This window comes from Peribacillus sp. NPDC097284 (genome assembly GCF_044761765.1).
GTDB lineage: Bacteria > Bacillota > Bacilli > Bacillales > DSM-1321 > Peribacillus.
This window is the reverse complement of record NZ_JBIWCZ010000012.1, coordinates 1-25,459: the sequence shown is the minus strand read 5'-3', so window position 1 is coordinate 25,459 and position 25,459 is coordinate 1. Positions and strand designations below refer to the sequence as shown.

The 25,459-nt window shown below is 41.0% G+C and carries 26 protein-coding genes, 1 pseudogene and 1 riboswitch; of the genes and pseudogenes, 5 read left to right on the top strand and 22 right to left on the bottom strand.

Going from position 1 to position 25,459, the window contains the following annotated elements; genetic code table 11:
• Nucleotides 1-73 precede the first annotated feature (73 nt).
• Together prfB and secA are read right to left on the bottom strand one after the other, a co-directional pair.
• A protein-coding gene (gene prfB, locus ACIQXU_RS17325; RefSeq protein ID WP_402870630.1) for a peptide chain release factor 2 occupies nt 74-1,172 on the bottom strand; the annotation gives its coding sequence in 2 pieces (ribosomal slippage) (nt 74-1,099 and nt 1,101-1,172; 1,098 coding nt in all).
• A 168-nt stretch (nt 1,173-1,340) separates the two neighbouring features.
• Nucleotides 1,341-3,854 (bottom strand): preprotein translocase subunit SecA, encoded by a 2,514-nt coding sequence (gene secA, locus ACIQXU_RS17320; RefSeq protein ID WP_402954599.1) that lies wholly within the window; start codon nt 3,852-3,854, stop codon nt 1,341-1,343.
• A 412-nt stretch (nt 3,855-4,266) separates the two neighbouring features.
• Between secA and ACIQXU_RS17315 the strand changes: the two genes are divergently transcribed.
• A complete protein-coding gene (locus ACIQXU_RS17315) occupies nt 4,267-4,587 on the top strand; it encodes a helix-turn-helix domain-containing protein (RefSeq protein WP_402954602.1) in 321 nt (106 codons plus the stop codon).
• A 109-nt stretch (nt 4,588-4,696) separates the two neighbouring features.
• Here ACIQXU_RS17315 and ACIQXU_RS17310 read toward each other — a convergent pair whose 3' ends face one another.
• The 6 genes from ACIQXU_RS17310 to flaG all read right to left on the bottom strand — a co-directional run bounded on the left by ACIQXU_RS17310 (nt 4,697) and on the right by flaG (nt 9,134).
• Nucleotides 4,697-4,825: an anti-repressor SinI family protein gene (locus ACIQXU_RS17310; RefSeq protein ID WP_402991245.1), complete on the bottom strand. Its 129-nt coding sequence runs from the start codon at nt 4,823-4,825 to the stop codon at nt 4,697-4,699.
• Nucleotides 4,826-4,857: 32 nt separating this feature from the next.
• Nucleotides 4,858-4,944: riboswitch (cyclic di-GMP riboswitch) on the bottom strand.
• Between the two features lie 699 nt (nt 4,945-5,643).
• On the bottom strand, nt 5,644-6,201 hold the full coding sequence (hpf, locus tag ACIQXU_RS17305; protein WP_402870618.1) for a ribosome hibernation-promoting factor, HPF/YfiA family: 558 nt from the start codon (nt 6,199-6,201) through the stop codon (nt 5,644-5,646).
• A 256-nt stretch (nt 6,202-6,457) separates the two neighbouring features.
• On the bottom strand, nt 6,458-6,802 hold the full coding sequence (fliT, locus tag ACIQXU_RS17300; RefSeq protein WP_402991242.1) for a flagellar protein FliT: 345 nt from the start codon (nt 6,800-6,802) through the stop codon (nt 6,458-6,460).
• Complete coding sequence (fliS, locus tag ACIQXU_RS17295) at nt 6,802-7,203, bottom strand: flagellar export chaperone FliS (protein ID WP_402954611.1); 402 nt, start codon at nt 7,201-7,203, stop codon at nt 6,802-6,804. The genes fliT and fliS overlap by 1 nt, the downstream gene beginning before the upstream one ends.
• A gap of 24 nt (nt 7,204-7,227) precedes the next feature.
• Nucleotides 7,228-8,760: a flagellar hook-associated protein 2 gene (locus ACIQXU_RS17290; protein WP_402991239.1), complete on the bottom strand. Its 1,533-nt coding sequence runs from the start codon at nt 8,758-8,760 to the stop codon at nt 7,228-7,230.
• A gap of 11 nt (nt 8,761-8,771) precedes the next feature.
• Nucleotides 8,772-9,134, bottom strand: coding sequence for a flagellar protein FlaG (flaG, locus tag ACIQXU_RS17285; protein WP_402991236.1), 363 nt, complete (start codon nt 9,132-9,134; stop codon nt 8,772-8,774).
• A 208-nt stretch (nt 9,135-9,342) separates the two neighbouring features.
• Between flaG and ACIQXU_RS17280 the strand changes: the two are divergent.
• Nucleotides 9,343-9,513, top strand: a pseudogene (locus ACIQXU_RS17280) (recombinase family protein); the annotation flags it as partial.
• Nucleotides 9,514-9,659: 146 nt separating this feature from the next.
• On the top strand, nt 9,660-10,874 hold the full coding sequence (locus ACIQXU_RS17275) for an IS110 family RNA-guided transposase (protein WP_402991233.1): 1,215 nt from the start codon (nt 9,660-9,662) through the stop codon (nt 10,872-10,874).
• 67 nt (nt 10,875-10,941) lie between these two features.
• Here ACIQXU_RS17275 and ACIQXU_RS17270 read toward each other — a convergent pair whose 3' ends face one another.
• The 14 genes from ACIQXU_RS17270 to ACIQXU_RS17205 all read right to left on the bottom strand — a co-directional run bounded on the left by ACIQXU_RS17270 (nt 10,942) and on the right by ACIQXU_RS17205 (nt 22,908).
• A complete protein-coding gene (locus tag ACIQXU_RS17270) occupies nt 10,942-12,285 on the bottom strand; it encodes a flagellin N-terminal helical domain-containing protein (protein WP_402991230.1) in 1,344 nt (447 codons plus the stop codon).
• A 138-nt stretch (nt 12,286-12,423) separates the two neighbouring features.
• On the bottom strand, nt 12,424-12,657 hold the full coding sequence (gene csrA / locus ACIQXU_RS17265; protein WP_402991227.1) for a carbon storage regulator CsrA: 234 nt from the start codon (nt 12,655-12,657) through the stop codon (nt 12,424-12,426).
• The gene (fliW, locus tag ACIQXU_RS17260; protein ID WP_402991224.1) at nt 12,657-13,103 is read right to left on the bottom strand and encodes a flagellar assembly protein FliW; all 447 of its coding nucleotides are present in this window, start codon (nt 13,101-13,103) and stop codon (nt 12,657-12,659) included. The genes csrA and fliW overlap by 1 nt, the downstream gene beginning before the upstream one ends.
• 8 nt (nt 13,104-13,111) lie before the next feature.
• Nucleotides 13,112-13,690, bottom strand: a complete 579-nt coding sequence (locus ACIQXU_RS17255; protein ID WP_402991222.1) for a DUF6470 family protein — start codon at nt 13,688-13,690, stop codon at nt 13,112-13,114.
• 49 nt (nt 13,691-13,739) lie between these two features.
• Complete coding sequence (gene flgL, locus ACIQXU_RS17250; RefSeq protein ID WP_402991219.1) at nt 13,740-14,621, bottom strand: flagellar hook-associated protein FlgL; 882 nt, start codon at nt 14,619-14,621, stop codon at nt 13,740-13,742.
• A 15-nt stretch (nt 14,622-14,636) separates the two neighbouring features.
• Nucleotides 14,637-16,193, bottom strand: a complete 1,557-nt coding sequence (gene flgK, locus ACIQXU_RS17245) for a flagellar hook-associated protein FlgK (protein WP_402991216.1) — start codon at nt 16,191-16,193, stop codon at nt 14,637-14,639.
• Between the two features lie 42 nt (nt 16,194-16,235).
• Complete coding sequence (locus tag ACIQXU_RS17240) at nt 16,236-16,724, bottom strand: flagellar protein FlgN (protein ID WP_402991213.1); 489 nt, start codon at nt 16,722-16,724, stop codon at nt 16,236-16,238.
• A 75-nt stretch (nt 16,725-16,799) separates the two neighbouring features.
• Complete coding sequence (gene flgM, locus ACIQXU_RS17235) at nt 16,800-17,063, bottom strand: flagellar biosynthesis anti-sigma factor FlgM (protein WP_402991210.1); 264 nt, start codon at nt 17,061-17,063, stop codon at nt 16,800-16,802.
• Between the two features lie 247 nt (nt 17,064-17,310).
• Nucleotides 17,311-17,721: a TIGR03826 family flagellar region protein gene (locus tag ACIQXU_RS17230; protein ID WP_402991207.1), complete on the bottom strand. Its 411-nt coding sequence runs from the start codon at nt 17,719-17,721 to the stop codon at nt 17,311-17,313.
• 88 nt (nt 17,722-17,809) lie between these two features.
• Nucleotides 17,810-18,502 (bottom strand): ComF family protein, encoded by a 693-nt coding sequence (locus ACIQXU_RS17225; RefSeq protein ID WP_402991204.1) that lies wholly within the window; start codon nt 18,500-18,502, stop codon nt 17,810-17,812.
• On the bottom strand, nt 18,495-19,883 hold the full coding sequence (locus tag ACIQXU_RS17220; RefSeq protein WP_402991202.1) for an ATP-dependent helicase ComFA: 1,389 nt from the start codon (nt 19,881-19,883) through the stop codon (nt 18,495-18,497). Before ACIQXU_RS17220 ends, ACIQXU_RS17225 begins: the two co-directional genes overlap by 8 nt.
• A 116-nt stretch (nt 19,884-19,999) precedes the next feature.
• Nucleotides 20,000-20,842, bottom strand: coding sequence for a DegV family protein (locus ACIQXU_RS17215; RefSeq protein ID WP_402954653.1), 843 nt, complete (start codon nt 20,840-20,842; stop codon nt 20,000-20,002).
• Nucleotides 20,843-21,024: 182 nt separating this feature from the next.
• The gene (locus tag ACIQXU_RS17210; protein WP_402991199.1) at nt 21,025-21,708 is read right to left on the bottom strand and encodes a response regulator; all 684 of its coding nucleotides are present in this window, start codon (nt 21,706-21,708) and stop codon (nt 21,025-21,027) included.
• A 48-nt stretch (nt 21,709-21,756) separates the two neighbouring features.
• On the bottom strand, nt 21,757-22,908 hold the full coding sequence (locus tag ACIQXU_RS17205) for a sensor histidine kinase (protein WP_402954656.1): 1,152 nt from the start codon (nt 22,906-22,908) through the stop codon (nt 21,757-21,759).
• A gap of 634 nt (nt 22,909-23,542) precedes the next feature.
• Between ACIQXU_RS17205 and ACIQXU_RS17200 the strand changes: the two genes are divergently transcribed.
• The gene (locus ACIQXU_RS17200; RefSeq protein WP_402991197.1) at nt 23,543-24,178 is read left to right on the top strand and encodes a YigZ family protein; all 636 of its coding nucleotides are present in this window, start codon (nt 23,543-23,545) and stop codon (nt 24,176-24,178) included.
• A 161-nt stretch (nt 24,179-24,339) separates the two neighbouring features.
• Nucleotides 24,340-25,365, top strand: coding sequence for an LCP family protein (locus ACIQXU_RS17195; RefSeq protein WP_402991194.1), 1,026 nt, complete (start codon nt 24,340-24,342; stop codon nt 25,363-25,365).
• The last annotated feature ends 94 nt before the right edge of the window (nt 25,366-25,459 follow it).

The window sequence follows — 25,459 nt, the reverse complement described above, 5'->3', positions numbered from 1 at the left end:
GGTAAAGGACTAATGAATTGAAATGTTGTACAAAAAAATCGAACCGAATAAGATCCGGTTCGATTCATACCTCTTATAATTTAGAACGTAAATAAGCATCGATGAACATATCGATATCCCCATCCATCACTGCTCCAAGGTTCCCGGTCTCCGCACTTGTACGGTGATCCTTTACCATGGAATAAGGATGGAAGACGTAAGAGCGGATTTGGCTTCCCCAGCCAATTTCCTTCTGTTCACCGCGGATTTCATCCAAATCGGCTTGTTGCTGTTCGATCTCAAGTTGATATAATTTGGCTTTCAGCATATTCATCGCTTGGGCCTTGTTTTTGATTTGCGATCTCTCATTTTGACACGTTACGACCGTATTCGTTGGTAAATGGGTAATCCGGACAGCTGAGTCAGTCGTGTTAATATGCTGACCGCCGGCGCCACTTGCCCGGTACGTATCGATTTTCAAATCTTCCGTACGGATATCTATATGAATCGTTTCATCGAATTCCGGCATGACTTCGCATGATACGAACGAAGTATGACGGCGGCCTGATGAATCGAAAGGAGAAATCCGGACAAGACGGTGCACGCCTTTTTCCGCTTTCAAATAGCCATATGCGTTATGGCCTTTGAATAGGAGCGTTACACTCTTGATTCCCGCTTCATCACCTGGAAGGTAATCAAGGGTTTCCACCTTGAATCCTCTTTTTTCGCCCCATCTAGTGTACATGCGTAGCAACATGGAACCCCAATCTTGGGACTCTGTTCCGCCTGCACCAGGATGCAGTTCCAGAATGGCATTTTTCGAATCATACTCTTCACTTAGTAGAAGCTGTAGTTCAAAGTCATTCATCTTTTGGGAAAGAATCGTGATTTCTTCCACTAACTCTGTCATAAGATCTTCATCATTCTCTTCTTTGACCAGTTCATACGTCAAATCGAGATTTTCATACGAATCATTCAACTCGGCCAATTGGTCGACTTGTTCTTTCAATGCGTTCGTTTCATTGATGACACCTTGAGCCTTTTGTTGATCATTCCAAAAGTCAGGATGCGTCATCTCATTTTCTAGTTGTGCAATGCGTGCCTCTTTTTCATCTAAGTCAAAGAGACCCCCTAAAGTCCGTTAATCGTTGCGCTGTTCTTTCTAATTCGTTTCTGATTTCTGCCATTTCCATTTCTATTCACCTCATTAGTATGTTAAAAAAATCCCGTATCGGGATTTGCTTTATGCAAATATGCCTTTTTAAAACGATATGCATTCAGTCCGGTTTCATAAACGGAACATGAAAAGAGGCGGTAAGTTCATTTAACTTATCCGTCTCTTCTCCATTATACACCTATTTTCAGGCTAAGTTGCCATGACAATTCTTATATTTTTTTCCGCTGCCACATGGACATAAAGCATTTCGCCCGACATCTTCCGATTTACGAGCCGGTGCCTTCTTCACTTTACCGCCTTCGTCTTCTTTCGGATTGACCGCTTGTCCTTTTATGACTTCCTTCCGCTCCAAGTTATTGCGGATTTCAGCTTTCATAATGTACTTAGTGACCTCATCTTCCATCGAAGCAATCATGCTTTCAAACATCGCGAAGCCTTCTGATTGGTATTCACGAAGCGGATCGATTTGACCATATGCACGTAGGTGAATCCCTTGACGCAATTGTTCCATCGCATCGATATGATCCATCCACTTGCTGTCCACTGCCCGAAGCACGATAACTTTTTCAAACTCGCGCATTTGCTCTTCTGAAAGCTCGGCTTCTTTTTGATCATAACTTTCTTTTACTTTTCCTAGAATGAACTCAACCAGTTCCGATTCATCTTTCCCATCCAAATCGGCGATTGTAATCTCACCCTCTTGGAATAGATTGCCGTTCAAGTAATCGACAAGTCCTTGCAAGTTCCAGCCTTCTTCATCGCCCATCGGCGCAAAAGCTGCAACATTACGTTGAATGGACGCCGTGATCATCGTTTCAACGATTTCACGCAAGTTTTCGCTTTCCATTACATCGAAACGCTGTTTGTATATGATTTCACGTTGCTGACGAAGAACATCATCATACTGCAGCAATTGTTTACGAGAATCGAAGTTATTGCCTTCAACCCGTTTCTGAGCGGATTCAACGGCTCTTGACACCATTTTGCTTTGAATGGGTTGGGAATCATCCATGCCAAGGCGCGCCATCATACTCTTCATATTATCCGAACCAAAGCGACGCATCAATTCATCTTCCATGGATAGATAGAACTGAGTGACCCCTGGATCTCCCTGACGACCAGAACGACCACGCAGCTGGTTATCAATCCGGCGACTTTCATGACGTTCCGTCCCGATGACGGCAAGCCCGCCCACGTCTTTGACACCTTCGCCTAGCTTGATATCCGTACCACGGCCAGCCATGTTTGTGGCGATCGTAACCGCTCCCTTATTCCCTGCATTCAAGATGATTTCCGCTTCACGCTCATGGTTCTTCGCATTCAACACGTTATGAGGAATGCCTTTTTTCGTCAAGTAGTTGGAAATGATCTCCGAAGTCTCAATGGCGACCGTACCAACCAGCACGGGCTGTCCTTTTACATGACGCTCTGCAATATCTTCCACGACCGCTTTGAATTTTCCGTCCATTGACGCATAAATGAGATCTGGACGGTCATCCCGGACGATATCCCGGTTCGTTGGAATCGCAATAACATTCATATTATAGATATTACGGAACTCTTCTTCTTCCGTCTTGGCCGTACCCGTCATACCGGAAAGTTTTTCATACATCCTGAAATAGTTCTGGAAAGTAATCGTCGCAAGGGTCATGCTTTCATTTTGAATTTCTAGTCCCTCTTTTGCTTCAATGGCCTGATGAAGTCCTTCACTATAACGGCGACCTTTCATTAAACGGCCTGTAAATTGGTCAACGATGACAATCTCGCCGTCTTGGACCACATAATCCACATCCAAATGCATGGCAACATGTGCTTTCAATGCCTGATTGATATGATGGTTCAATGTCACATGAGTGATATCGAATAAATTATCAATATTGAACGCTCTTTCAGCCCTGTTCATACCTTCTTCAGTCAATTGCACGCCTTTGGTTTTCTCATCATACGTGTAATCCGTATCTTTTTTCAGGGTACGCACAAACGCATTCGCCTGGATATAAAGCTGGGCTGATTTTTGCGCCGCACCGGAAATGATCAATGGCGTCCTCGCTTCATCGATCAAGATGGAATCGACTTCATCGATAACCGCATAATGCAATGGCCGTTGAACCATTTGTTCTTTATATAGCACCATATTGTCACGCAAGTAATCGAAACCTAACTCATTATTCGTGCTATACGTGATATCCGCATTGTATGCTTCTTGTTTTTCTTCTTTAGAATGACTGTTCAGATTCAACCCGACAGACAATCCGAGGAAATTATATAACACACCCATATCAGTCGCATCACGTTGTGCGAGGTATTCATTGACGGTCACGACATGGACGCCTTTGCCAGTAATCGCATTTAAATAAACGGGCATGGTTGAAGTCAACGTTTTCCCTTCACCTGTTTTCATTTCGGAAATATTCCCATCATGAAGGGACGCCCCACCCATGATCTGAACACGGAAAGGATACATGCCAAGCGCCCGCTTTGCTCCTTCACGTACGACAGCAAATGCCTCAACGAGCAAATCATCCACAGTTTCCCCGTTTTGATAACGTTTCTTGAATTCTTCCGTTTTGGCAGTCAGCTGCTCGTCCGATAACGAAGCCATCTCATCCGCCAGCGCTTCGACCTGATCAGCCACTTTTTCTAACCGCTTAAGTTCTCGCTTATTCGGATCAAAAACTTTATTTAATATATTAAGCATTCATTAACGCTCCTCTATTGGGAAAATGATCATTCAATATCGTTCATTCATATAAGTAAGAAGGAACACACCTTCTGCCGATAATAATCTAGTCTTAATTTTACCACTTCTATTCATGAGGTACAACTTCATGTCACTTTCAGGACTATGGGCCAGATATCACTTCTTGAGAAAAACAATGGATAAAACAGGACAAAAACTGTTAAAATAGAGGGAAGATTTAAAATACATATGGGTAGGCCCACGTTTGCACAGATGGTCTTTAAAAAAGGCTATATATCTCAACTACTATAAATGGGTTTAATAGATAGTTGACGCCATTCGCTTGTAAACCTGGATAGTAGAAGACACTGTAAGTGGGTTAGCAAAGCTTATTCTGTGGGATAAATAGAACTAGTTCGAGGTGGTAATGATGATCGGTGAGCGTGTTAAAAAGCTGCGGGAAGAAAAGAAAATGTCGATGACTGAACTAGCCGAGAAAGCCGGGGTAGCCAAGTCCTACTTAAGTTCGCTCGAACGGAACTTACAAACGAATCCTTCCATTCAATTTTTGGAAAAAATCTCTGCAGTGCTTCATGTTCCTGTTGATGCCCTTCTTTACGATGCTCCCAATAAGGAAATCCTGGATAACGACTGGATAAAAATCGTTGAAGATGCCATGCATTCAGGTGTTTCAAAACAACAATTCCGAGAATTTATTGAGTTTAACAAATGGAAAAAGAACAACGAATAGAAAAATAGATAGGAAGCATAGCACTCTATCAATCTATTTACGCAAATGAAAGCATCCCTATAAACAGCCATGCTCCATACTGTTTATAGGGATGCTTTCCACATCTTTCTCATTTTTCGCAATTCCCCTTCGATGACTCCCGTGCAAGATAATCACGGATCTCTTCTTTCGTCAATCCTAAGCTTTTTGCCTCCAAAATCAACGTCATCCACTCTTGATCCATTTCCGTCGTAATCATTTTATCAACCTCCTAAAATACTACCTTGTATTTCAGGCAGACCAGCCATCGTAGCTCCTTACAGCCTTAGACCTGTGCCTTTGCGCCCTCACCTTTCGATAAGTTTGCCTTTTTCACGATAAATATTACTAAATACATAGTTTACAATCTTATTATAGGGAATACACCCTACATATGTTGCTAGTTTATGTCGCCAATTAACCAATATGAGGAAATATTTATCGACAAATTACAACAATAGGGGAAAAATCAAGGAGGGATTTACATGAAACGAAAATCACGTTCGCTTTTTCAGATAATAAAAAACCTTGTTCTTTTCATTCAGGCGATGAGACATATTAATTCGCTCCACCGACAGTGCATCAAAGGCCTTTTGCACGGTCAAATCCTCGCCGCAGGTAGGACAAAACCAATTCCCCATTTCCGAACTACTAAATGAAGACCTATTGCATGTATGGCAATTTTTCCGAAACAACATCCCATCCCCTCTGCACCTTATTAACCACTTGTTCGTTTTAAAGAACGATTAAGTCGATTATATGCCAAATTAAGGTAATATAGAAATGGGTATAAAAACCTATCTTTCTCTCAAAAGAACACATTTTGTTCGTTTTAAAGAAACTTCAAATTCACTCTACTTCATTTGAGAGGACTTATTATGAAAGGAATGTACCTATTAAATCTTTAACGTATTTCGAATTTCAGAAAACAAAACTAATACTTTATACCTAATCCGATGTTAAATAAATAGAAAAGGAGCATGCCTAAAAAGCACCGCCCAGAGTCTGGACGGTGCTTCCATGCATTTCATGATTAAATTAACTTGGTTCTATTAATCCGTATCGTCCATCTTTCCGGCGATACACGACGTTGGTTGTATTCGTATCCGCATTTGTGTAAACGAAGAAACTGTGACCAAGCATATTCATTTGCAGAATCGCTTCTTCACTGTCCATCGGCTTCAAATCGAAGCGTTTGTTACGGACCACTTCAATATCGCTGTCATCTTCGAATTCATCCGCCACTTCATCGACTTCCGTAGCAAAAGCGAATGCTTCGGGTGTATTGGATAAGTTGTTGCGGAATTTTCGGTTGACCTTCGTTTTATGTTTACGAATTTGGCGTTCTAGCTTGTCATTGATCAAATCAATTGCGGCATACATGTCCGCATTTTCTTCTTCAGCACGAAGAACCAAATTCTGCATCGGAATCGTCACTTCGACCTTAGACGTATTATTGTTCACTTTCAAATTCACTTGCACATTTGCATCTGGCGTATTGTTAAAATATCTTTCTAACTTGCCAATTTTCTTTTCGACGTATTCTCGAATTGCTGGAGTTACCTCAATGTTTTCACCGCGTACGTTGTAATTCATAAAGTGAGTCCTCCTTAAATTAAGACTATACAGTTAGATTCTACAATACCCCTCCGGTTTCCTTTAGAAACACATCATGAAATATGTCGAAATTATGAAACAATTGTCGGAAGGTTTGAAAAAGGTTGATGTCTACCTTAGCTCTATTATACCAAACACTGCCCAATAAAGAAAAAATTAGCCATCGTAATTCACAGAAATTTTAGAAAAAATTTACACAAAAACCGTTTGAAATTCAAACGGTTTGGGTAAGGGTTTATTTCTTTTTGTCGTAAAACATACCATCCGTGGAAAGATTCTCATAAGGATTCGTGTACTTATTTGAAGTTTTCTTTTTCTGGTTCAATTCCTTTATATCCCGCTGAATCTCTTGCTTTTGGAGCAACAACAATTGATCGACCTGCTGATTTAGAAGCATCGATTGACGACCCAATTGTAGCTCTTCATCCGAAAAAGGCGGTTTGATATGGGAAAGAAACGCTTCACGACGGTCAAGCAACTTTGTGATTCGCTCAATTCGATCATCGCGTTCAGCAATCGTCTGGTCCTGCAAGACGGTTAGTAATTCAGTGGTGACATCATGGAAGTTTTGAAGCACCATCAAACTTGACCACTTTGGACGAATTGTTTTTGGCGGTTCAATTGAATGGCTTCCTTCCATGTGTTACGGAACTCGGTAACAAGCCCCTCCACTTCTTCTAGAGCCGCAATATCATTCTTCAAATTAGCTTCAATCAGACGACGATTCATATAATCATAGAGGCTCATCAAGTCTTTCGATACGGCAACATCCATATTCAAGGTCACCATCAGTTCATGAACGATATTTTGGGCCTTTAAGATATTCGTATTCTTTTCTTCGATTTTACCCGCTTCAATGGCTTTTTTACCAAGTAGAATGAACTTCAGGCAACCGTTATAAAGCATGAGTGTAAGCTCTCCCGGCGACGCTGTATTCACTGAATTTTGTTGATAAGATTGGTATGGATTATTTATGGCCATTTCTTTTTACTCTTCCTTTCTTACTTAGCTAAAATATTGCGATAAACTAGAGCTCTGACTATTCGCTTTTGATATCGCTTTCTCCATGGCTGTGAATTGATTATAGTAACGGGTTTCAAGTTTTACTAATTTTGCCTCGAATGCTGAAATTCTTGTGTCCAGACCATTGACCGCTTTTCCGATGGTAAAATTATTATTAACATAGCCAGCCTTACCAGCCTTTTCTGTAATCACCTTCATGGATGATTGTATATCATCACGTAAACGGCGTGCCAGGCCTTGTGAACTTTTATCAGTATTGCTACCCTCAGTCATGAAAAGTTTATAAATCGCATTTGGATCTTCTGAAATGGCTGCACGCAGTTTATCCTCATCAATGGTTAGTTTACCACCTTCTAAGTAATTCTTAGTTGTGGTAATTCCCAAACCACTGAGCGTGTTATTCCCTGTCATACCACTGACTGAAGTATAAAGAGAGGACCTCATCGTTGTGAGAAGGTTCTTTAGAGTAGAGTCATTTTTCAACGTCCCACTCTTCGCTTTTTCTTCCCAAAGCTTCACCTCATCTTCGGTCATGGCTTTCTTTTGCTCTGTAGTAAGAGGAGTGTAGGAACGATATTTCGATTCACTAGTTTTGTCTTGAATGTTTTTGATGATTTCGTTGTATTTGTTCACGAACTGAGTGACCGTGTCTAAGATGGTGTCTACGTCAGCTTTGGAGGAGAACGTTACAGCTTCCGTTGTTGGTTTCTTTACGGTAATTTCCGCTCCATTGATTTGGAAGGTGTTCGATGGTCGGGTAATTTTTAAGCCATTGTATTCTACCGTTGCGTTGGTTCCAGCTGTGCCTCCTGCCTCTGAATTATTATTACTCATTTCTAATAAACCAGTAAAAAATTCCCCACCCAATTCAATCTCTGCTGCACCCTCTACATCACCAGTATTCTTAGCAGTAATAGAAAACTGCTGAGAGTTCTGATCAAAGAAGACTGTTACCCCTGAGTTAGCATTAATTTTATTAATAACACTATCTAATGTATCAGTTGGTTCGATGGTAAGTGTATAAGGTTTCTTCACCTTACTCTCATCCAAATCAAAAACGCCATCTTTATTAATCGCTAATATCGAAATTTCATGCTTTACCAACCCATATTTAGATAACGGCTCTTTTGAATCAATCTGCGTCAGTAACCCTGTTTCTGTATTTTTCACTTTTGTTGGTTTGCTCGTCATAGTCGCCGCCGTGGCAAGGTTCGTTACACTTATCTTCCCAGTAAAATCACTTGTTGAATTAATATTCCGCACTGATATTGCATCTGGATTTGATACAGACACCGTCTTTTTAATAAACGAAGATTGTTTTCCAACTCCATCTGAGATTAGTTTATCCAATTCAGATAATGCTGTATTTACCGAACGATAATCATCCCGTTGCCACTCAGAATATTGCTTCTTCTGCGTTAGTTTATCCAAAGGCACTCGTTCCGCCTGCATCATACTTTTCACTATCTCATCAATATCCATCCCACTCGCTAATCCACTGACACGTACCATCATTCATCACCTGCTTATATTTTTTCGTCGACCATTATCCCAACAAATTCCGTCATTGCCGCATAAAAGTCTAGAAGCTTTTTTGGAGGAATTTCTCTGATTGTTTCATTCGTTATGTCATCAACGACCTTAACATAATACTCGTCCAGTTTTTCATGATACTCAAAGCGTACTGCTGTATGTGTTGGATTTAGAAAGGTATTTAAACTTTCAGTTACCTCCTGAACCTTTTCTTTTGTTGGCTTGTCATTCGATTCTACACTTTGTTCTGAATATGCTACTGTATTGATTTCCCTCTGATAATACGTACTGATTCCTTCTGATATTGCTGTTCTAAGCTGCGAGGAAAGAATATTCGTCGATAGACTCTCCAACATCTCTTTTGCCCCCAATAAGATATCTTTACTTTTTATATCGGTATTTGCCAGTTTATATTTAGTGATTGGATTCGGTTATGTAAATTTAGCGAATATCAGAAAGGTTTCGTTTTAAAATTATTTGAAGTCAACGCTTTTATTTAAGTAGTAAGCACGAAAAGACCCTAACTAAAAAACTATGGTCCGCTTCTTATCATCTAATAGTGACTGGTCACTCCAAAAAGTAGCTGTCAACTCAATATAGAAGGTCATAAAACTAATAAGGGAAAACAGTTTACCAAAGTTCAAGTAAAACGAATTTTAGATCGTGAAAATTTTTATAAAGGTACATATCAATATGGAGATGTAACCACAAGGTCAACATAAAGCCATTTTGTAATCCAAATTTTAGTTTGGTAGATAAGAGAGTGTTAGACTAACGTATCATTGCGAGTCTCCTTTATTGGCGGGCTAACGCTATAACTGACGCTGTCACATTCTCTTATTAACCCAATGAATAGAAATTACTTAGGAGGAATCATTTGAATGAACCAGCTAGACAGAACTAAATGCGTATTTGTAGGAATAGACCTACATAAAAACAATCATGTTGCAGTATTAACTGACTGTTTTGGAGATAAAATTAAGACATTTAACCTAAAGAATGCATTCTCTGCTTTCCCTGCATTCGTTGAACAAGTGCAGAAGAAGTCAGACGGGAAAGAAATTGTATTTGGTTTAGAAGATGTTAATTTTTATGGTAGAAGCCTTGCCAGATACCTACTTGACTCAGATTTCATAGTAAAAGAAGTTAATTCTTCTTATACAAAGAAACAAAGAAGCATTGGAACTAATCATAATAAATCTGATGAGCTTGATGCTCTTGCGGTTGCTAAAACTCTTATTTTCGAATATAAACACCTCCCTTTTGCCAATCCTCAAGATGTATATCTTGCCATCAAACAAACACTCAATACTAGAAACAATTATGTTCAAATGACAGCCAATATCAAAATGTCACTTCAGAATATCCTTGTTCATCATTACCCCATGCATAAAGAATTTTTTAAGGATCTAGAAAGTAAAACGGCAAAAGGTTTCTTCAAGAAATATCCTTCACCAAACTTACTTGAAGCGGTCACAGAGCGGGAACTGATGGAAGAACTAAAAAAATTTAATAAATCAGTACCTAAAAAGAAGGCAAAAGAGATATTAGAAGCGGTTGATAGTAACGGCTGGAATAAGACAGATTATCAGAAGGAACAAAATGAAAGTGTGATATCTTTCATAAATTCCCTCGAACATCTAGAAAGTCAGATTGGTAGTCTTGATATAACCCTTGATACCTTAATCGAAGTAACAGGATATCCGCTCAAGACTATAAATGGAATTGATACAGTACTGGCAGCTACCTTCATAGCCAATATTGGAGATGTCAATAGGTTTCCTAAGGCAAATAAACTAGCTAAATTGGCTGGAATTGCTCCACTTGAACACAGTTCGGGGGAGAGCCAAAGAAATCATTCAAACAAATTAGGTAACAGAGAACTTAACAAAGCCTTTTACTCCCTTGCCTTAACACAAATAAGAAAAAATATGAACCCAATCATGTATGAATACTATCAAAGTAAAATCAAAGAGGGGCGCAAGAAGAAACAAGCCATGGTTTATGTAGAAAGAAGATTAGTAAACATAGTATTTAGTATTATGAAGAATAAAACCCCTTACAGACAGCCTGTATTAGAGAATGAGAGTGCATAAAAAGAGACCCTAGGAAAATTCCCTAGAGTCTCTATTTTTTTAGCTAATCTAAGCCGTGGGGCGAAGATTAACGAAGTAATTGAAGTACGCCTTGTGGTTGTTGGTTAGCTTGAGCCAACATAGCTTGTGCTGCTTGAGAAAGAATAGAGTTCTTAGTTTGGTTCATCATTTCTTTCGCCATGTCTACGTCACGAACCCGTGATTCTGCAGCAGTTAGGTTTTCAGAAGATGTATTCAAGTTGTTGATTGTGTGTTCTAAGCGGTTTTGGTATGCGCCTAACTTAGAACGTTCCTGTGAAACAGTTTTTATTGCGTTATCCATTACAGTGATGGCTTTAGTAGCTTTGGCAGCAGTAGACACATCTAAAGCGTATTCCGTAGACCCAGAGTCATCGGTTAAGCCCGTTGAAGTAAAGCTAGCCCCAGATACTACTCCATGGCTACCGTTAGCACTTGTACTAGAAATTTTTAGATTTTCAAGTGCTCTCATATCAGAAATTGAAATAGAAATTTGTTGGTCAGCATTAGCACCAATTTGAAGGTTAGCTGTACCTCCATTACCATTTGCACCAGTACCATTACTAGCTAGTTTTTCTGCCAGTACGCCTGATGTTAACTTTATTGAATCTTTTCCTGCTTCTCCAGCAAAAGTTCCAGTAGACTTAGCAGCAATTGTTATTGTAGTACCTGTTGAAGTAATATCAAATTGATTTAATGAATTATTTGGGTCAGAGCCTTTAAGCAAGTTAAGGGCACCAGCAACATCAGTTCCAATTTGACCTACAGCATCTTGAATACCTACAGTAATTGTTTTAGCACCGCTATCAATTGTTGGAGCTAATCCTGCAGCGGTACTTTCACTAAATGCCAGAGTATAATTTTCTCCTCCAATTTTTAATTCTACATTACTATGAGCAGCACCGGCTGTAAACTCACTACTATCAAAAGTTAATGTTTGGGATTCTTGAGTAGCACCAGCACCACCACCAGTCATATCTCCATTAATTACCTTTTTAGTATTAAACTCTGTATTATTACCTATTCTTGTTACTTCTGAGGTTAGTTGATTAACTTCCTTCTGAATCTCTGCTCTATCATCTGAAGTGTTTGTATCATTGGAAGCTTGAACTGCAAGTTCACGCATCCGTTGAAGAATATCGTGAGTTTCATTCAAAGCACCTTCAGCTGTTTGAATCATAGAAATACCATCTTGAGAGTTACGTGAAGCTTGGTCTAATCCACGAATCTGACCACGCATTTTTTCAGAGATTGCTAGTCCAGCTGCATCATCACCTGCACGGTTAATGCGAAGTCCTGAAGCTAGTTTCTCCATTGATTTAGATTGTGCACCTGAGGCACTTGATAACTGACGATGTGTGTTAAGTGCTGCGATATTGTGATTGATAATCATTTTTGTTTCCTCCTTGAGTTTTCGGTTCCCACGTCCATGTGGTTTTTTACGATAAGCAGTGAATAAGTCGGCCGCCTATTTCACTATCTATCGTTGTATATATAATATCGACAGTCTAAGAAACATATTAAGCAGTTTTTAAGGTTTTTTCTTAAAATATTCATTTATTTTTTCCAGAATATTGGTTTCTGTTTTTGTGGCTTCATTATTTTCTTGCTGAATGGACAGGTAGACTTCTTTTCGGTGAATATCCACATTTTTTGGTGCATTGATACCAAGTTTGATCTGTTCTCCTTCTATTGCTAGCACTGTAATTTCAATATCATTTCCTATTACGATCGATTCATTTGGTTTCCTCGTTAATACAAGCATTAGTATTCCCCCTGTTCTACTTCTAGAGGTTCAATTAGCAAATGCTTATTCATATAGCCGCTACCATTCATGATAAACTGCTTTCCAGTCTTTTTATGAGTATTTAAAATGATAGGAGCTTGAAGGTTGGCCGTTGTTTGATTGAAGGGATCATGAATGGTTAAAATAACAAGCGTTATGACTTCTTTTTCTGTTTCTATCTCTAAAGTAGAAAGTACTTCATCCGGCAGTTTCACTTCATAATCACGAAAAGTATTAAAAGGGTTTGTAACAATGAATGCCACTTCTTTTGTTTTAATAGATTGAAGAACGAAAAATGGCGTTTCTACTAATGGCAATAAACTAAACTCCGTTTCCTCTAGAAACCCAGGTATCCCGCTTTCAAATCTATAAATATCTTCCTCTGCTATTTCTATTTCACCATGAAATTTTGTTGATCTAATCATATATATCTTCACTCCACTATCTCATCTGGAAATAAATTTATGAAATCTATATCCAGTGAATTTTTTTGTAGAACGTCCACTTCCGTTTTACCTGCCCTATATTCATGGGTTGGTCTATTAATTTGAACATCAATGTTTGGTTTTTGCGGAGTTACCTCAATATCTACTCGGGCCGGTTGATAATCAAGCTTCACACTGAAATGTGAAGGAATCCATCCAAGATTGAATTGCTTCTCTGGGCCTTTGCCGTTCTGTTTCGCCTGAGAAGCAATTGCGTTACCTCCGTTTTCAATATGCCTCAATTCCGTTCCCTGTTGTGATCTTCTTGCCATACCGGCCAGCCAATCTTGGTACCCTTGCTGAGCAAATTCCTCCACTCGCTTGGATAGGCTTTTTAAATCCATATCTTCTCTAGCCTTTGACTGATCAATAGTTAGCTTACCAGGAGTTGTTTGAATCTCTAAAATCGCTTTTGGTTGTTCAATGGATAGATCCGCTGCTTTTTGTTCTAATTGCTGTACCGGTTGTTCTATATTCAATCCGGTTTGCATCGATGTAGACTGCATGCGAATTTGTGGCATTTGCATCTTCATCACTCCTCTCTTTATAGAAAAAAGCTATCCGGTTACGAATAGCTTAGCGAAGAAAATCTAGTAAACTTGGTTGCATGATTTTTGCGCCGATACTTAATGAAGCACTATGAACACTTTCTTGTGTCGTTAAATTCATGATGGCTTTTTCGATATCAACATCTTCATTCTTCGAAAGGATTTCCGTTGCAAAGACTTCCTGCTGGCCTAAGCGGTCGGTCATTAAGTCAATCCGATTCTGTCTAGCACCCACTTGGGCCTGCGTAGCTAAGAAGCTATCAATCGTTTTATCAAGTTCTGCCAACATCGCACCAACATCACCATTGCCTTCGAGCGCATCAATTGTTTTTTGAATACTACCATCCTTGGCAAGAGCATCTCCAAAAACCTTGGATCCATCTGTATTGATTTGAATAGAAATTCCAGAAAACACTTCAAGGTTAATAGGTTCCGAACCGTATGTGATTTTCCCTGTTGTAGCATCTAAACTATCAGAAGGCTTCACATTCGTATTCTGTCCATTAAAAATATACTTACCACCAATTTGTGTATCACCGATACTCACAAGATGTTCTTTCAATTGCTTGACTTCTTCTGCAATATTACTCTTCTGATTTTCTTCATACGTTCCATTACTACCTTGTACCGTTAGCTCCCGAATCCTTTGTAAAGCTGAAACAGCTTCAGTAATCGCATCATCCGTACTATCAATCCAATTTTCCGCTTCGGAGATATTACTCTTATACTGCTGGATTTGATTGAGGTTGGTCCGGTATCCCATCCCCATCATCGCTGCGACCGGATCATCAGAAGGCTTCGAGAATTTCTTTTGCGATGAGACTTGTTCCTGCAGCTTGCCCAATTTCTCATAGCTGCTACTTAGGTTGGTTAACATATTATTGGTAAGCATCGATTGCGTTACGCGCATCTATATTCACTCCTATTATCGGCCTACAGTTCCCATTCCGTTAATGATTTTATCGAGCATCTCGTCGACCATCGTCACCATTCTTGCTGATGCATTATAGGCCTGCTGGAATTTGATCATGTCAGTCATTTCTTCATCCAAGGATACAGAACTAACAGATGCTCTATTTTGATCAACTGATGCTGCCAGCACTGATGAGTTAGAAAGGTTCTTTTGGGCACTTTGAGAATCAACACCCAAATTTCCAATAATTCCGGAATAATAGGTGTCAAAGCTCCCTGTTAAATCCTTAGAATTTTGGTCTTTTGTCGAATAGTCACTAAAAGCTTTCTTTTTCAAATCAGCCAATAGCTTCGCATTTTCATTATCGCCAGATGCCCCACTTGTTTTCCCAGCGGCAATTAATGAAGAATCTTTTAAAATATCACTACTCATCTTGATACTTTGAGCAGCACTCCCATTAACGCTGATTTCAAAAAAGTTGAGCCCTGATTTTGCATTCGAACCTAAAGCAAACCCTTCTTGATGAATCGCATTAAATTCATTTACAAAGGCCTTCGTCATGTTATCGAGCTTTTGCAACATATCAGGATAAGAGCCCCCCGTGGTGCCATCGCTCTTTTCATATCCAAAGCTTTCAATCAACCCAGCTAGTTCTCCAGAAAAATTGAAGTCCGTGATCGTTTTCGAACCAAACTTGACTCCGTTTACCGCACCTGACGTATCATCATAGCTCACTGCTACTTTGGCCGTTCCGAGCATGCCCGTCTTGTTCACGCTGACTAGATTGATAGGCGGTACATACGCTGAGCCATCTTCATTCATTAACTCGATGTTGTATAAACCTGTCGCAACATCGCTTGCTTTGCCATAATCACTTGGTATGACGTTTTTTACGTTGATGCTGACAAGCTGCGATAGGTTGTCGACGAGCACGTCCCGTTTATCGTAAAGGTCATTCGGAATATAGCCATGCGGCTCGACTTTACTGATTTGTTGGTTCAGTTGATCAATGCTGTCGATAATCGTGTTGATTTCGTTCGCTTTGACATTGATTTGATTACCAATGTCCGTTTTCACGCTTGTTAACGAGTTGTAGTAGTAATTCAATGTATCAGCGACCATCACGCCTGTGGATGCCACGACTTCACGGGCACCAGAATTTTCGGCGTTGGCCGTTAATCCTTGGATTGAATTCCAGAACTTCTCCATCGTGGCGGCCAAGCCGCTGTCCGTTGGTTCGTTCATGATGCCTTCCATTTTCGATAGCGATTCGCTCATGGCGCCATAATAACCGATTTTATTACTTTGTGTTCTGTATTGCGCATCCAAAAAGCTGTCGCGGATTCGTTGCACCGTTTCTGCCGCTACACCCGTTCCGATTTGACCCGCTACAAGTGGGCTATTCATCCCGACGGTAGGAAAACCTGATGTTTGTTGCAGGTTGACCCGCTGCCTTGAATAGCCTACCGTGTTGGCATTGGACACGTTATTTCCCGTCGTATACAAGGCGCCTTGCGAGGTAGACATTCCACGCTTTGCTGTTTCGAGCCCCATAAAGCTTGAAATCATATATTCAAACCTCCATCTATTTACTGTTTCCTGTTTTGTTGCTTACGCTTTCGAATCAAACATGCCTAAGCCACTTTTTGTAGCCTTCTTGGCCGTCTTGCCATAGTTCATATTCTGGTTTTGCGGCCGTAGCATATTCAGGGAGACATTTATGAATTGAAGAGATTGATAGATTAGCTGCTGATTTAAGCTATTTTGCTCTTTCAACTGAGCTACCTCTTCAATCAGTTTCGTTTTTAAGTGTTCAAGCTCAACCGTTTCAAGCGGATCTGTGAATTTCGTTACAGTGGAAATGGAAGCCTCCTGATTCGCTGCGCCATTTGCCGTAAGAAATCTTTCCACAGCGGCTTCTCTTTCTTGATCCGTTTGGCTGATTGCTTTAATATGCTTTTGTTCATCAATCAGCAGGGCGGAGATAGCCTCCGTGTTGCCGGCTTTCAAGATGTTTGTTTTTCTTTGCGCTAATTGGTTGAAGCTCTTATGAAGGGCAACCAATTTTTCAAGCGAGTCGATGATCTGTCGTGCAGACATGTCGCTGCCTCCTCTGCTCATAGATGATGGACGGAATGCGGTTCCGTCCATTTTAATCAAACGTTTGATTAAGGGTTATTTTCGGTAGAAATCGATTAAACCCTTGGCTGTTGCCTCTGCATTGATTTTATATGTTCCGTTTTCCACTTGGACTTTCAGTTCATCCACCTTCGCCTGTCTAGCAGCTGGAATGGGTGATAATTGCTGCATCTCTTTTGCGGCTGAAGATATTTCCACTTTGTCTGAGGAGTTGACCTTGGAATCTTTGACATTCCCCACTTTATTGATTTGAGTATTATAGGGATTCACACCCGTTACACCGACGTTATTGATTTTCATATTCCAGATCCTCTCCTTCGGTCGATTTTTTTTATCTATTCTTATCAACATCCACATATTTATGATTCCTTTAACAGACGATGAGCAAGACTCACGGCTGTGTTTATTATCCATACTAGTATTATCGACAAGGAATAGATTTATTTGATGATTTCCAGGAATCTTTCCTTCGACATCCTTTGTCGAATTCCGTTCTCAATACAGAATATTCTAACAAAATTTCAGCCAAGAAGCTAAGATTTACACTTTATAGATCTTTCATAAAATATGTAATTTTTTTATCTCGCTCTTCCATCTCAAGGCGACGCTTTTCTTCATTTTCATACGTTTCTAGACCTGCACGAATGGACTGGCTGCACGCATCACATAATCTGCCGCTCCGGATGACTGCCCCGCACTTTTCACAGGGAATGCCTAGGTTCGGAAATTGAGCAATTCTCAGCTTTCCCGTTTTCACAAATTTAATAATCAGTTCTTCCTCGACACCTGTGGCATCCACCACCTGTACCATGGACGCTGTACGATTACTTTTCTTCCGAATGTAATCATATACCTTATCAAATTGTGCTTCTTCTTCTTTATAGCAAGCATCGCAAACATCGCGGAATTTCGTTTTAACAAATATTGAGTTACAGTTCGGACAGTTGAATAAATCCATTTCGGGTGTCCCCCTCGACTATATTCTTATACTGTATATATCGAATAGAAAAAGCGATACTTTAGGAAGTTTGTAAAAATACTCACTTTTACCTAGCTAGCGTGATGGAGAAAATATCTCCCGCGCCAGCAAGTTTCAAGGCTTTGGCTGCATGCCTTAGTGTTGATCCGGTCGTGTAAATGTCATCCACAATTACAATCGATTTGTTCTGTATCGCGTCCAGCTCGATAACTTGAAAGACCTGTGGCAATGATATCCGCTCCTCACGTGACTTTTTCGATTGCTTTTCGGTATGAAGGCGTGTAAGGATCTCCATTGTTTCAAGACCCAATAGATCTGTTAAGGCTTGTGCCTGATTGAACCCGCGCTCCCTCAACCGCTCCTCGCTAAGCGGAATTACCGTCACGATATCAAATCTCAGGTCCTTCATTCTTTCTTTTAAAAAGGGTACGAAGGCTTCAGCCAATGCGTAATCTCCTCGGTACTTATACTTCGCAATGATATCTTTCAGGTGTTCATTATAATGAAATAGCGAGATATTCTGCGTTAAATGCCCTTTCCACTTTTCATCTTTTTCCCATCTCACACAATCTAAACATCGGTCCCCCACCCGAAACTTCTCATCCAGCTCCCTAGAGCACATCGAACAGGTCTCGCCACTTATCACCTCAAGCCTTGATTCACATTCCTCGCAGATCACTTTCACTTCAACTTTCAGCAATAAACTCCTCCATGTCAGGACGTCCTTCATCTCTTCATCACAAAACAAACATCTACGCATCCAGTAACCCCCTTTTCCTAGCCTCCAGGTTCATCCTTTCAATATGGTGAATGCTCTCTAGCATCGCCCGGCTTTTACCATAATGAAAAAACGTGATCGTGCCCCTCGGATAAGCAGAGCTTCTGCCCACACGTCCGGCAATCTGGACGAGGGCACTCTCGGAAAACACCTCATGTTCGGCTCCAATCACCGCCACCTCCAGACGTTCGATCGTGACGCCGCGCTCCAAGATGGTCGTCGTCATCAACCCTGGCACTTCGCCATCTCTCAGAGCCTGCACCCTTTCTTTTCGCTCCGGATGCTTTGAATGAACGGCTTCCACTTTCGGGTCCAGATCTTGAAACAGAGGAAGCACCTGCTCCATCACTTGTATGCTCGGGAAAAATAATAATAGAGGCGTCTTTTTCTGTAGGCGGTCGCTTACCCACTTCTTGATCACAGGAGGAATCCTTTTTTGGAGGAACTGCTTTTGCCAATTGCCACCCCACTTCATTTCAGGTACAGGAATGGGTTGCCGGTGATAGCGTGCCGGAATGGTCACCGCTTGCAGTTTTCCGTTTTGGTAAGCTTGTTGCATTGGTTTGGAGGGTGTCGCCGTTAAGTAGATGGTGGTAGAAGTAGGTTTTTTGGATTTCTGGACTGCATAATATAGCGATTTATCCATGGAGTACGGAAACGCATCGACTTCATCAATGATGATGACATCGAAGGCTTCGGAAAAGCGAAAAAGCTGATGGGTAGTGGAAACGGTAAGGGGGGATGGTTTATGTCGATCTTCGCTCCCCCCATAGAGGGCGGATACTTCGATTGTCGGGAAAGCCCGTTTTAAACGGGGAGCTAGTTCTAGTACGACATCGGTACGGGGTGTCGCGATACAAATCCGCTTCCCAGCTAGCAAGCCTGCCTCGATTCCTGCAAACAGAACTTCCGTCTTCCCGGCACCGCACACGGCCCATACGAGGAATTCCCCGTTCTTTTGGATGGCTTGAACGACACAGTCCGAGGCCGTTTGCTGGCCTGCCGAAAGTGTTCCCTCCCAGCCCATAACCTGATCCGGAATAGGGAACGCGAGTGGAGGATCACTCCAGCTGTATAATTTGCTACATTCGCTGACCCGCCCCATCATGATGCAGGACCGGCAGTACGTACAATCTTGATGGCACACTTTACATGGAAACGTATAAAACAAGGAAGGATCCTTGTTCCCACAGCGGATGCATGTGAAGCGCCCATTCTCGCGCCGTACGCCATTTAGTTCTGAAACATGGCCTTTTGTAATATGTTCAGTCAGGATTTCTTTTGGGAAAGGGATTTCCGCTGCCAACAGCAACCGTCCAGCGAGGTGCTTTTGAAGTTCTTTTGAAAAGGAGAGAGTATTCACATTCCTACCTTCTTTCTTGTAAACTGATGGCTCTTGATTAGAATTCTCGCATTCTATAAGTGAATCCTTTTTTAATCACAAAAAAAACGCCTCTCCTCTGGAAAGACGTTCATCCTTTAGATTTTATACCAGCCCATTCCCATTGCGCCTTCACCCAGATGCGTCCCGATGACAGGGCCGAAATAGCCAAGGCTGAACTCCACATTCGGGAATCGCGCTTCAAGTTCCGTTTTCCATTCCGTCGCTTCCTCTTCCCGCTTGGCATGGATGATGACCGCTCTATACGGGAGCCCGCTTGCCGCGTCTTCACCAAGTAAATCCGCAATCCGTTTCATCGCTTTCTTTCTCGTGCGGATTTTTTCAAACGGTACGATGACCTTGTCAACAAAGTGAAGAAGAGGCTTCACTTGAAGTAAACTTCCGATCAACGCTTGAGCACTACTAAGTCGTCCGCCACGTTGCAGATGGGATAAATCATCTGCCATGAAATAGGCCCGGACGGACTGCTTCATTTCCCGGAGCCTCGCCAAGATTTCGTCTGCAGATTTGCCATCAAGGGCCATCTGAGCTGCTTCAAGAACATAAAGCCCTTGGACCATGCAACTGATTTCGGAGTCAAAGGCATGGACGCGAATCCCTTCAACCATGTCACCGGCTGCAATGGCCCCTTGGTACGTCCCGCTTATCCCACTCGATAGATGAATTGAAATGACATCATCGTAATTCTCCTTCAGTTCTTCAAACTTCTCGACAAACAAACCAATTGGGGGCTGTGAAGTGGTCGGCAATTTTTCTTGCTTTTTAACTTCTTCATAAAATTCATCTGCGGTAATATCCACTTCTTCCCGGTATGCCTCATTCGAGAAAATTACATTAAGCGGCATCATATGTATATGTAATCGTTCACGTACTTCCTTAGGTATATATGCTGTGCTGTCTGTTACGACTGCCGTTTTCATAGTATAGTACCATCCTTAACCATATTTACTCTCTGTACTTATTCAACATTCTATAGGAAAAAGCCTTTATTTGCATTAAATAGCTTTCCTTTCTCCTATGATTATCCTGATAAGTCAAACAAAAAAGCCGGCCCTCCCTACGCGTTGCGTAACGGAAGAACCGGACAAAATCATGAATTTATTTATTTCACTTCGACCCAGCCGTTTTTGATAGCCATGACAACAGCCTGCGTACGGTCATTTACATTCATTTTCTGAAGAATGTTACTTACGTGGTTCTTGACGGTTTTCTCACTGATATAAAGCGTTTCACCGATGGCACGGTTACTTTTTCCGTCAGCTAGAAGTTGAAGGACTTCACACTCGCGTCGAGTCAACAGGTGAAGAGGTCTTCTGATTTCCACAGCATATAGGGAATCGCGATCAGCGCCTTCTTCAGCGGCCAAACGGCGATATTCCTTGACCAGATTGTGCGTCACTTTCGGGTGAAGGTATGAACCGCCTTCAGCAACAACACGAACCGCATCGATCAATGCATCTGCGTCCATTTCTTTTAACAGATAGCCTTGTGCTCCTGTTTTCAATGCATGCTGTACATAGTTTTCATCATCATGAATCGATAAAATGATGACCTTTGTATCAGGATAACGTTGTACAAGCATCTTCGTTGCTTCTACCCCGTTCATATTCGGCATGTTGATATCCATGATAACAACATCTGGCTTGTACTCTTCTACGAGGTCCATAGCCTCGCTTCCGTCATCGCCCTCGGCGACAACGTCAAAGGATGATTCAAAATCTAAAATACGCTTAACGCCTTCGCGGAAAAGCTGATGGTCATCGATAATGATGATACTTGTCTTCAACGGCTTCTTCCTCCTAATTTCTATTTAAATGCCTCTGCATTTGGATGTTTATTTTAATTGATAAGGGACTTGGATCAATACCAACGTTCCTGCCCCCGGCTGCGAGTCTATCGTCATGCTTCCTTCGAGAAGCTCGACTCTTTCCCTCATTCCGACTAAGCCGAAAGAACCCTCTTTTTGGATGGCCGCATCGAACCCTTTTCCATCATCTTTAATGACGACGGTCACTAGCTCTTTGGAAATGGATAGTTTGACACTAATATGTTTTGGCTGAGCATGTTTTAATGAATTCTGCACGGCCTCTTGAACCAGACGGAACAAAGCGACTTCCATATCGGAGGGAAGCCTTATGACTTGGCCCATATTGACAAAATTCAGACGCACGCCGCTATTGATATTATAGTCTTCGGTTGTTTGTAGATATTTTCTGAGGGTAGGAACTAGTCCTAAATCATCAAGCGCCATAGGACGAAGATCATAAATGATTCTGCGCACCTCATATAATGCATTACGCACCATGACTTTTAAGCTGCGGATTTCCACAAGTGCTTCATCAGGACCTCTCTCCCGTTGGACACGTTCAATTAAATCCGAACGCATCATGACGTTGGCGAGCATTTGTGCCGGACCGTCATGAATTTCCCGTGAAAGCTTTTTCCGCTCCTGCTCCTGGGCTTCGATGATCTTCAAGCCGAAGTCTTGCTTACGCTTAGCTTCTTGAAGGGCTTCCCCTACAAATTTCAAGTCCTGGGTTAAATAATTCTGTACAACAGAGATTTGCGAGACAAGATGTGCGGCTTTATCAATCGTGTGTTGCAATCCTTTTATTCTGAGTTCAAGTTCATCCCGTCTATTACGAAGCTCTTTTTCAAGCTGCCTGTTCATTTGTAAATCGACTTGCAACTTATGAGCCCTTTCATACGCATCGCGCACCTGTTCCTCAGAAAAATGGTTGAAGTGCATACTGACTTCAGAAAGCCTCTTTCGAGCAAATCTTGCTTTAGAATCCAGTGAATCGCTGTCATTTATCATTATCGCAACTCTTACTTTCACATCTTCAAGCTCTTTTGTCAGTGATTCGAAATCTTTGCGGCATTGCTCTTCAATATCAAAGACTTCATTCCTGCTTTCACTAACCGTGCTTACCATTGTTTCTAAGATCTTGTCCAATGCTTTAGCATCAACCTTGTGTATGGACATCAAGATCCCTCCACTTAAATCAACACACTTTAACCATGTTGTTGTCATTTAGACTATGTATACGGAAAAATATTCTTTTTCCTAATTCATGAATGTTTATATTACAGCAGGTAACATTTAAGAAGAAACCTTCATGAACATATTGTACCAAAAAAAGAAGAAAAATACGTTACTTTCAATAATGGATTTACACAAAATATACATATTTAGCATACTTCGAGCTCACTGGGCTGATACAGAATTGAGGATGAACGGCCCACTTGTATAGATAAGAAATCTCATTATCCCATACAACTTATCCTAATCAAACAAAATTGAATATTCTACAACCTTAATTATTATACGAAACAGAAAATTACTAAAATGGCATAATTCCTTATATGCATGAAATCTATCAGGAAGAGTCAGGAATATAGTCCAAAACGCATTGATTTAGCCATAAAGATATTCTTTTAAGCATAAAAATACAACTACGAAAGATTTACAGTCAATAAAATTAATTATAACACGTACAAATTTTTCTTATATTAAAGTTTCTTTACACATGTTTAATTTACGTCAAACTTCGTTGCCACAATTCAAGCTAAGATTTATAATTAATCGATTATATAGAAAGAACGAAGGTGGAAAAGTCATGCTCCCTCATTATTTAACGGTAAAAGGACGAGGGGAACACGAAATCGTCATTGAAAAATCCCGGTTCATTTCCCATGTCGCCCGAGTCGAAACAGAAGAAGCAGCACAGGCCTTTATTCAGGAAGTAAAGAAAAGACACAAAGATGCAACTCATAATTGTTCAGCTTATATGATTGGCGAACAAAATCAAATCCAAAAAGCCCTCGATGACGGCGAACCAAGCGGAACGGCAGGCGTACCCATCCTCGAAGTCCTTAAGAAGAAAGACCTGAAAGATACAGCCGTCGTGGTTACGCGCTATTTCGGAGGCATCAAGCTCGGCGCAGGCGGTCTCATCCGCGCTTATAGCAAAGCCACTTCAGAAGGAATCAATACAACAGGTGTAGTCATACGGAAACTAATGCGTGTGATGTCCACGAGCGTCGAATATACATGGCTCGGAAAAGTGGAAAATGCACTACGCTCCTCTATTTATCAAATGAAAGATATCCAATATCTTGATCAAGTCATTCTCCTTGTTTATGTGGAGGAAGGACAGAAGCAGGCGTATATAAATTGGATGACTGAGCTGACGAATGGCCAGGGACTTATAGCCGAAGGCGAAATTCTGTATCTGGAAGAGGAACTCCTGTAGGACATGTCGTTTCCTTTTTTTACTATTTTTCACTTGAAAAAGAAATATTTATTTTACGAATTCATGAAATCCATGTAAAATTAACTGTAATACTTGACGATATATATTGAAGGATTCGAAGAATAGCGGGTTATATCTGCTATTTAAAAGGAGAAGAAAAGATGTCTACTACTAGACGTGTTTATAAAATTAAAAAAACGAAGAGAAAAAGACGTAAAAGACTTTGGCTAGTTCTAGTCCCCCTGTTGGTTCTCGCTTTAGGTGCCACTACGTATGCCGCAACTTTATATGTGAAAGCACAGAACGTATTCAATGGTTCCTACGACCCCGTTGAGGCTTCAGCAAAGCGGGATGAAGCGATAGACCCGCTCGAAGATAATTTCTCGATCCTGTTCATTGGAATCGATGACAGCGATGAACGGGACTACCAAGGGAATTCACGATCGGATGCCCTGATTTTGGCTACATTCAATAAAGATCAAAAATCTATTAAGCTTTTGAGCATCCCACGTGATTCATATGTGTACGTCCCAGAAAAAGGCGTGACCACGAAAATCAATGCGGCACATGCAGCAGGTGGGCCAAAAGCTACGATGGACACAGTGGAAGAATTGTTTGATATCCCCGTTGATTATTATGTCAGAATGAACTTTAACGCCTTCATTGATGTTGTCGATTCTTTAGATGGCATCGAAGTCGATGTGCCTTATGAAATGCATGAAATGGATTCTCATGACAAAAAGAATGCCATTCATTTAAAAGAAGGATTACAGACAGTCGATGGTGAAGAAGCATTGGCCTTTGCCCGGACACGTAAGAAGGATAGTGATATCCAACGTGGTGAACGTCAACAGGAAGTCTTGAAAGCCATCATCTCCAAAGCAACTACGGTTGGAGCAATATCAAAGTATACCGATGTAATGGAAGCTGTAGGCGACAACATGACAACGAACCTTCAATTTTCACAAATTAGAGGCTTCATCAAATATGTGACGACGGATAATGGCCTTAACCTCGAAACGGTCAAGCTTGAGGGTACCGATTCGACCATTAACGGAACCTACTACTATCAATTGAATGAAACCTCCGTTGAAAACATTAAGCTGCTTTTAAAATCCCACATGAACCTGGGACCGACAAAGACTAACAGTCAAGCAGATGCCGCTGAATCACAGATTGAAAAATGAAAAAGGGGCTGTCTAATAAGTCCCTAAAATAAAACAGGTGGAGAAAAACGAGTTGTTTTTCTCCACCTGTTTTTCTATTTTTATAATAATTTAC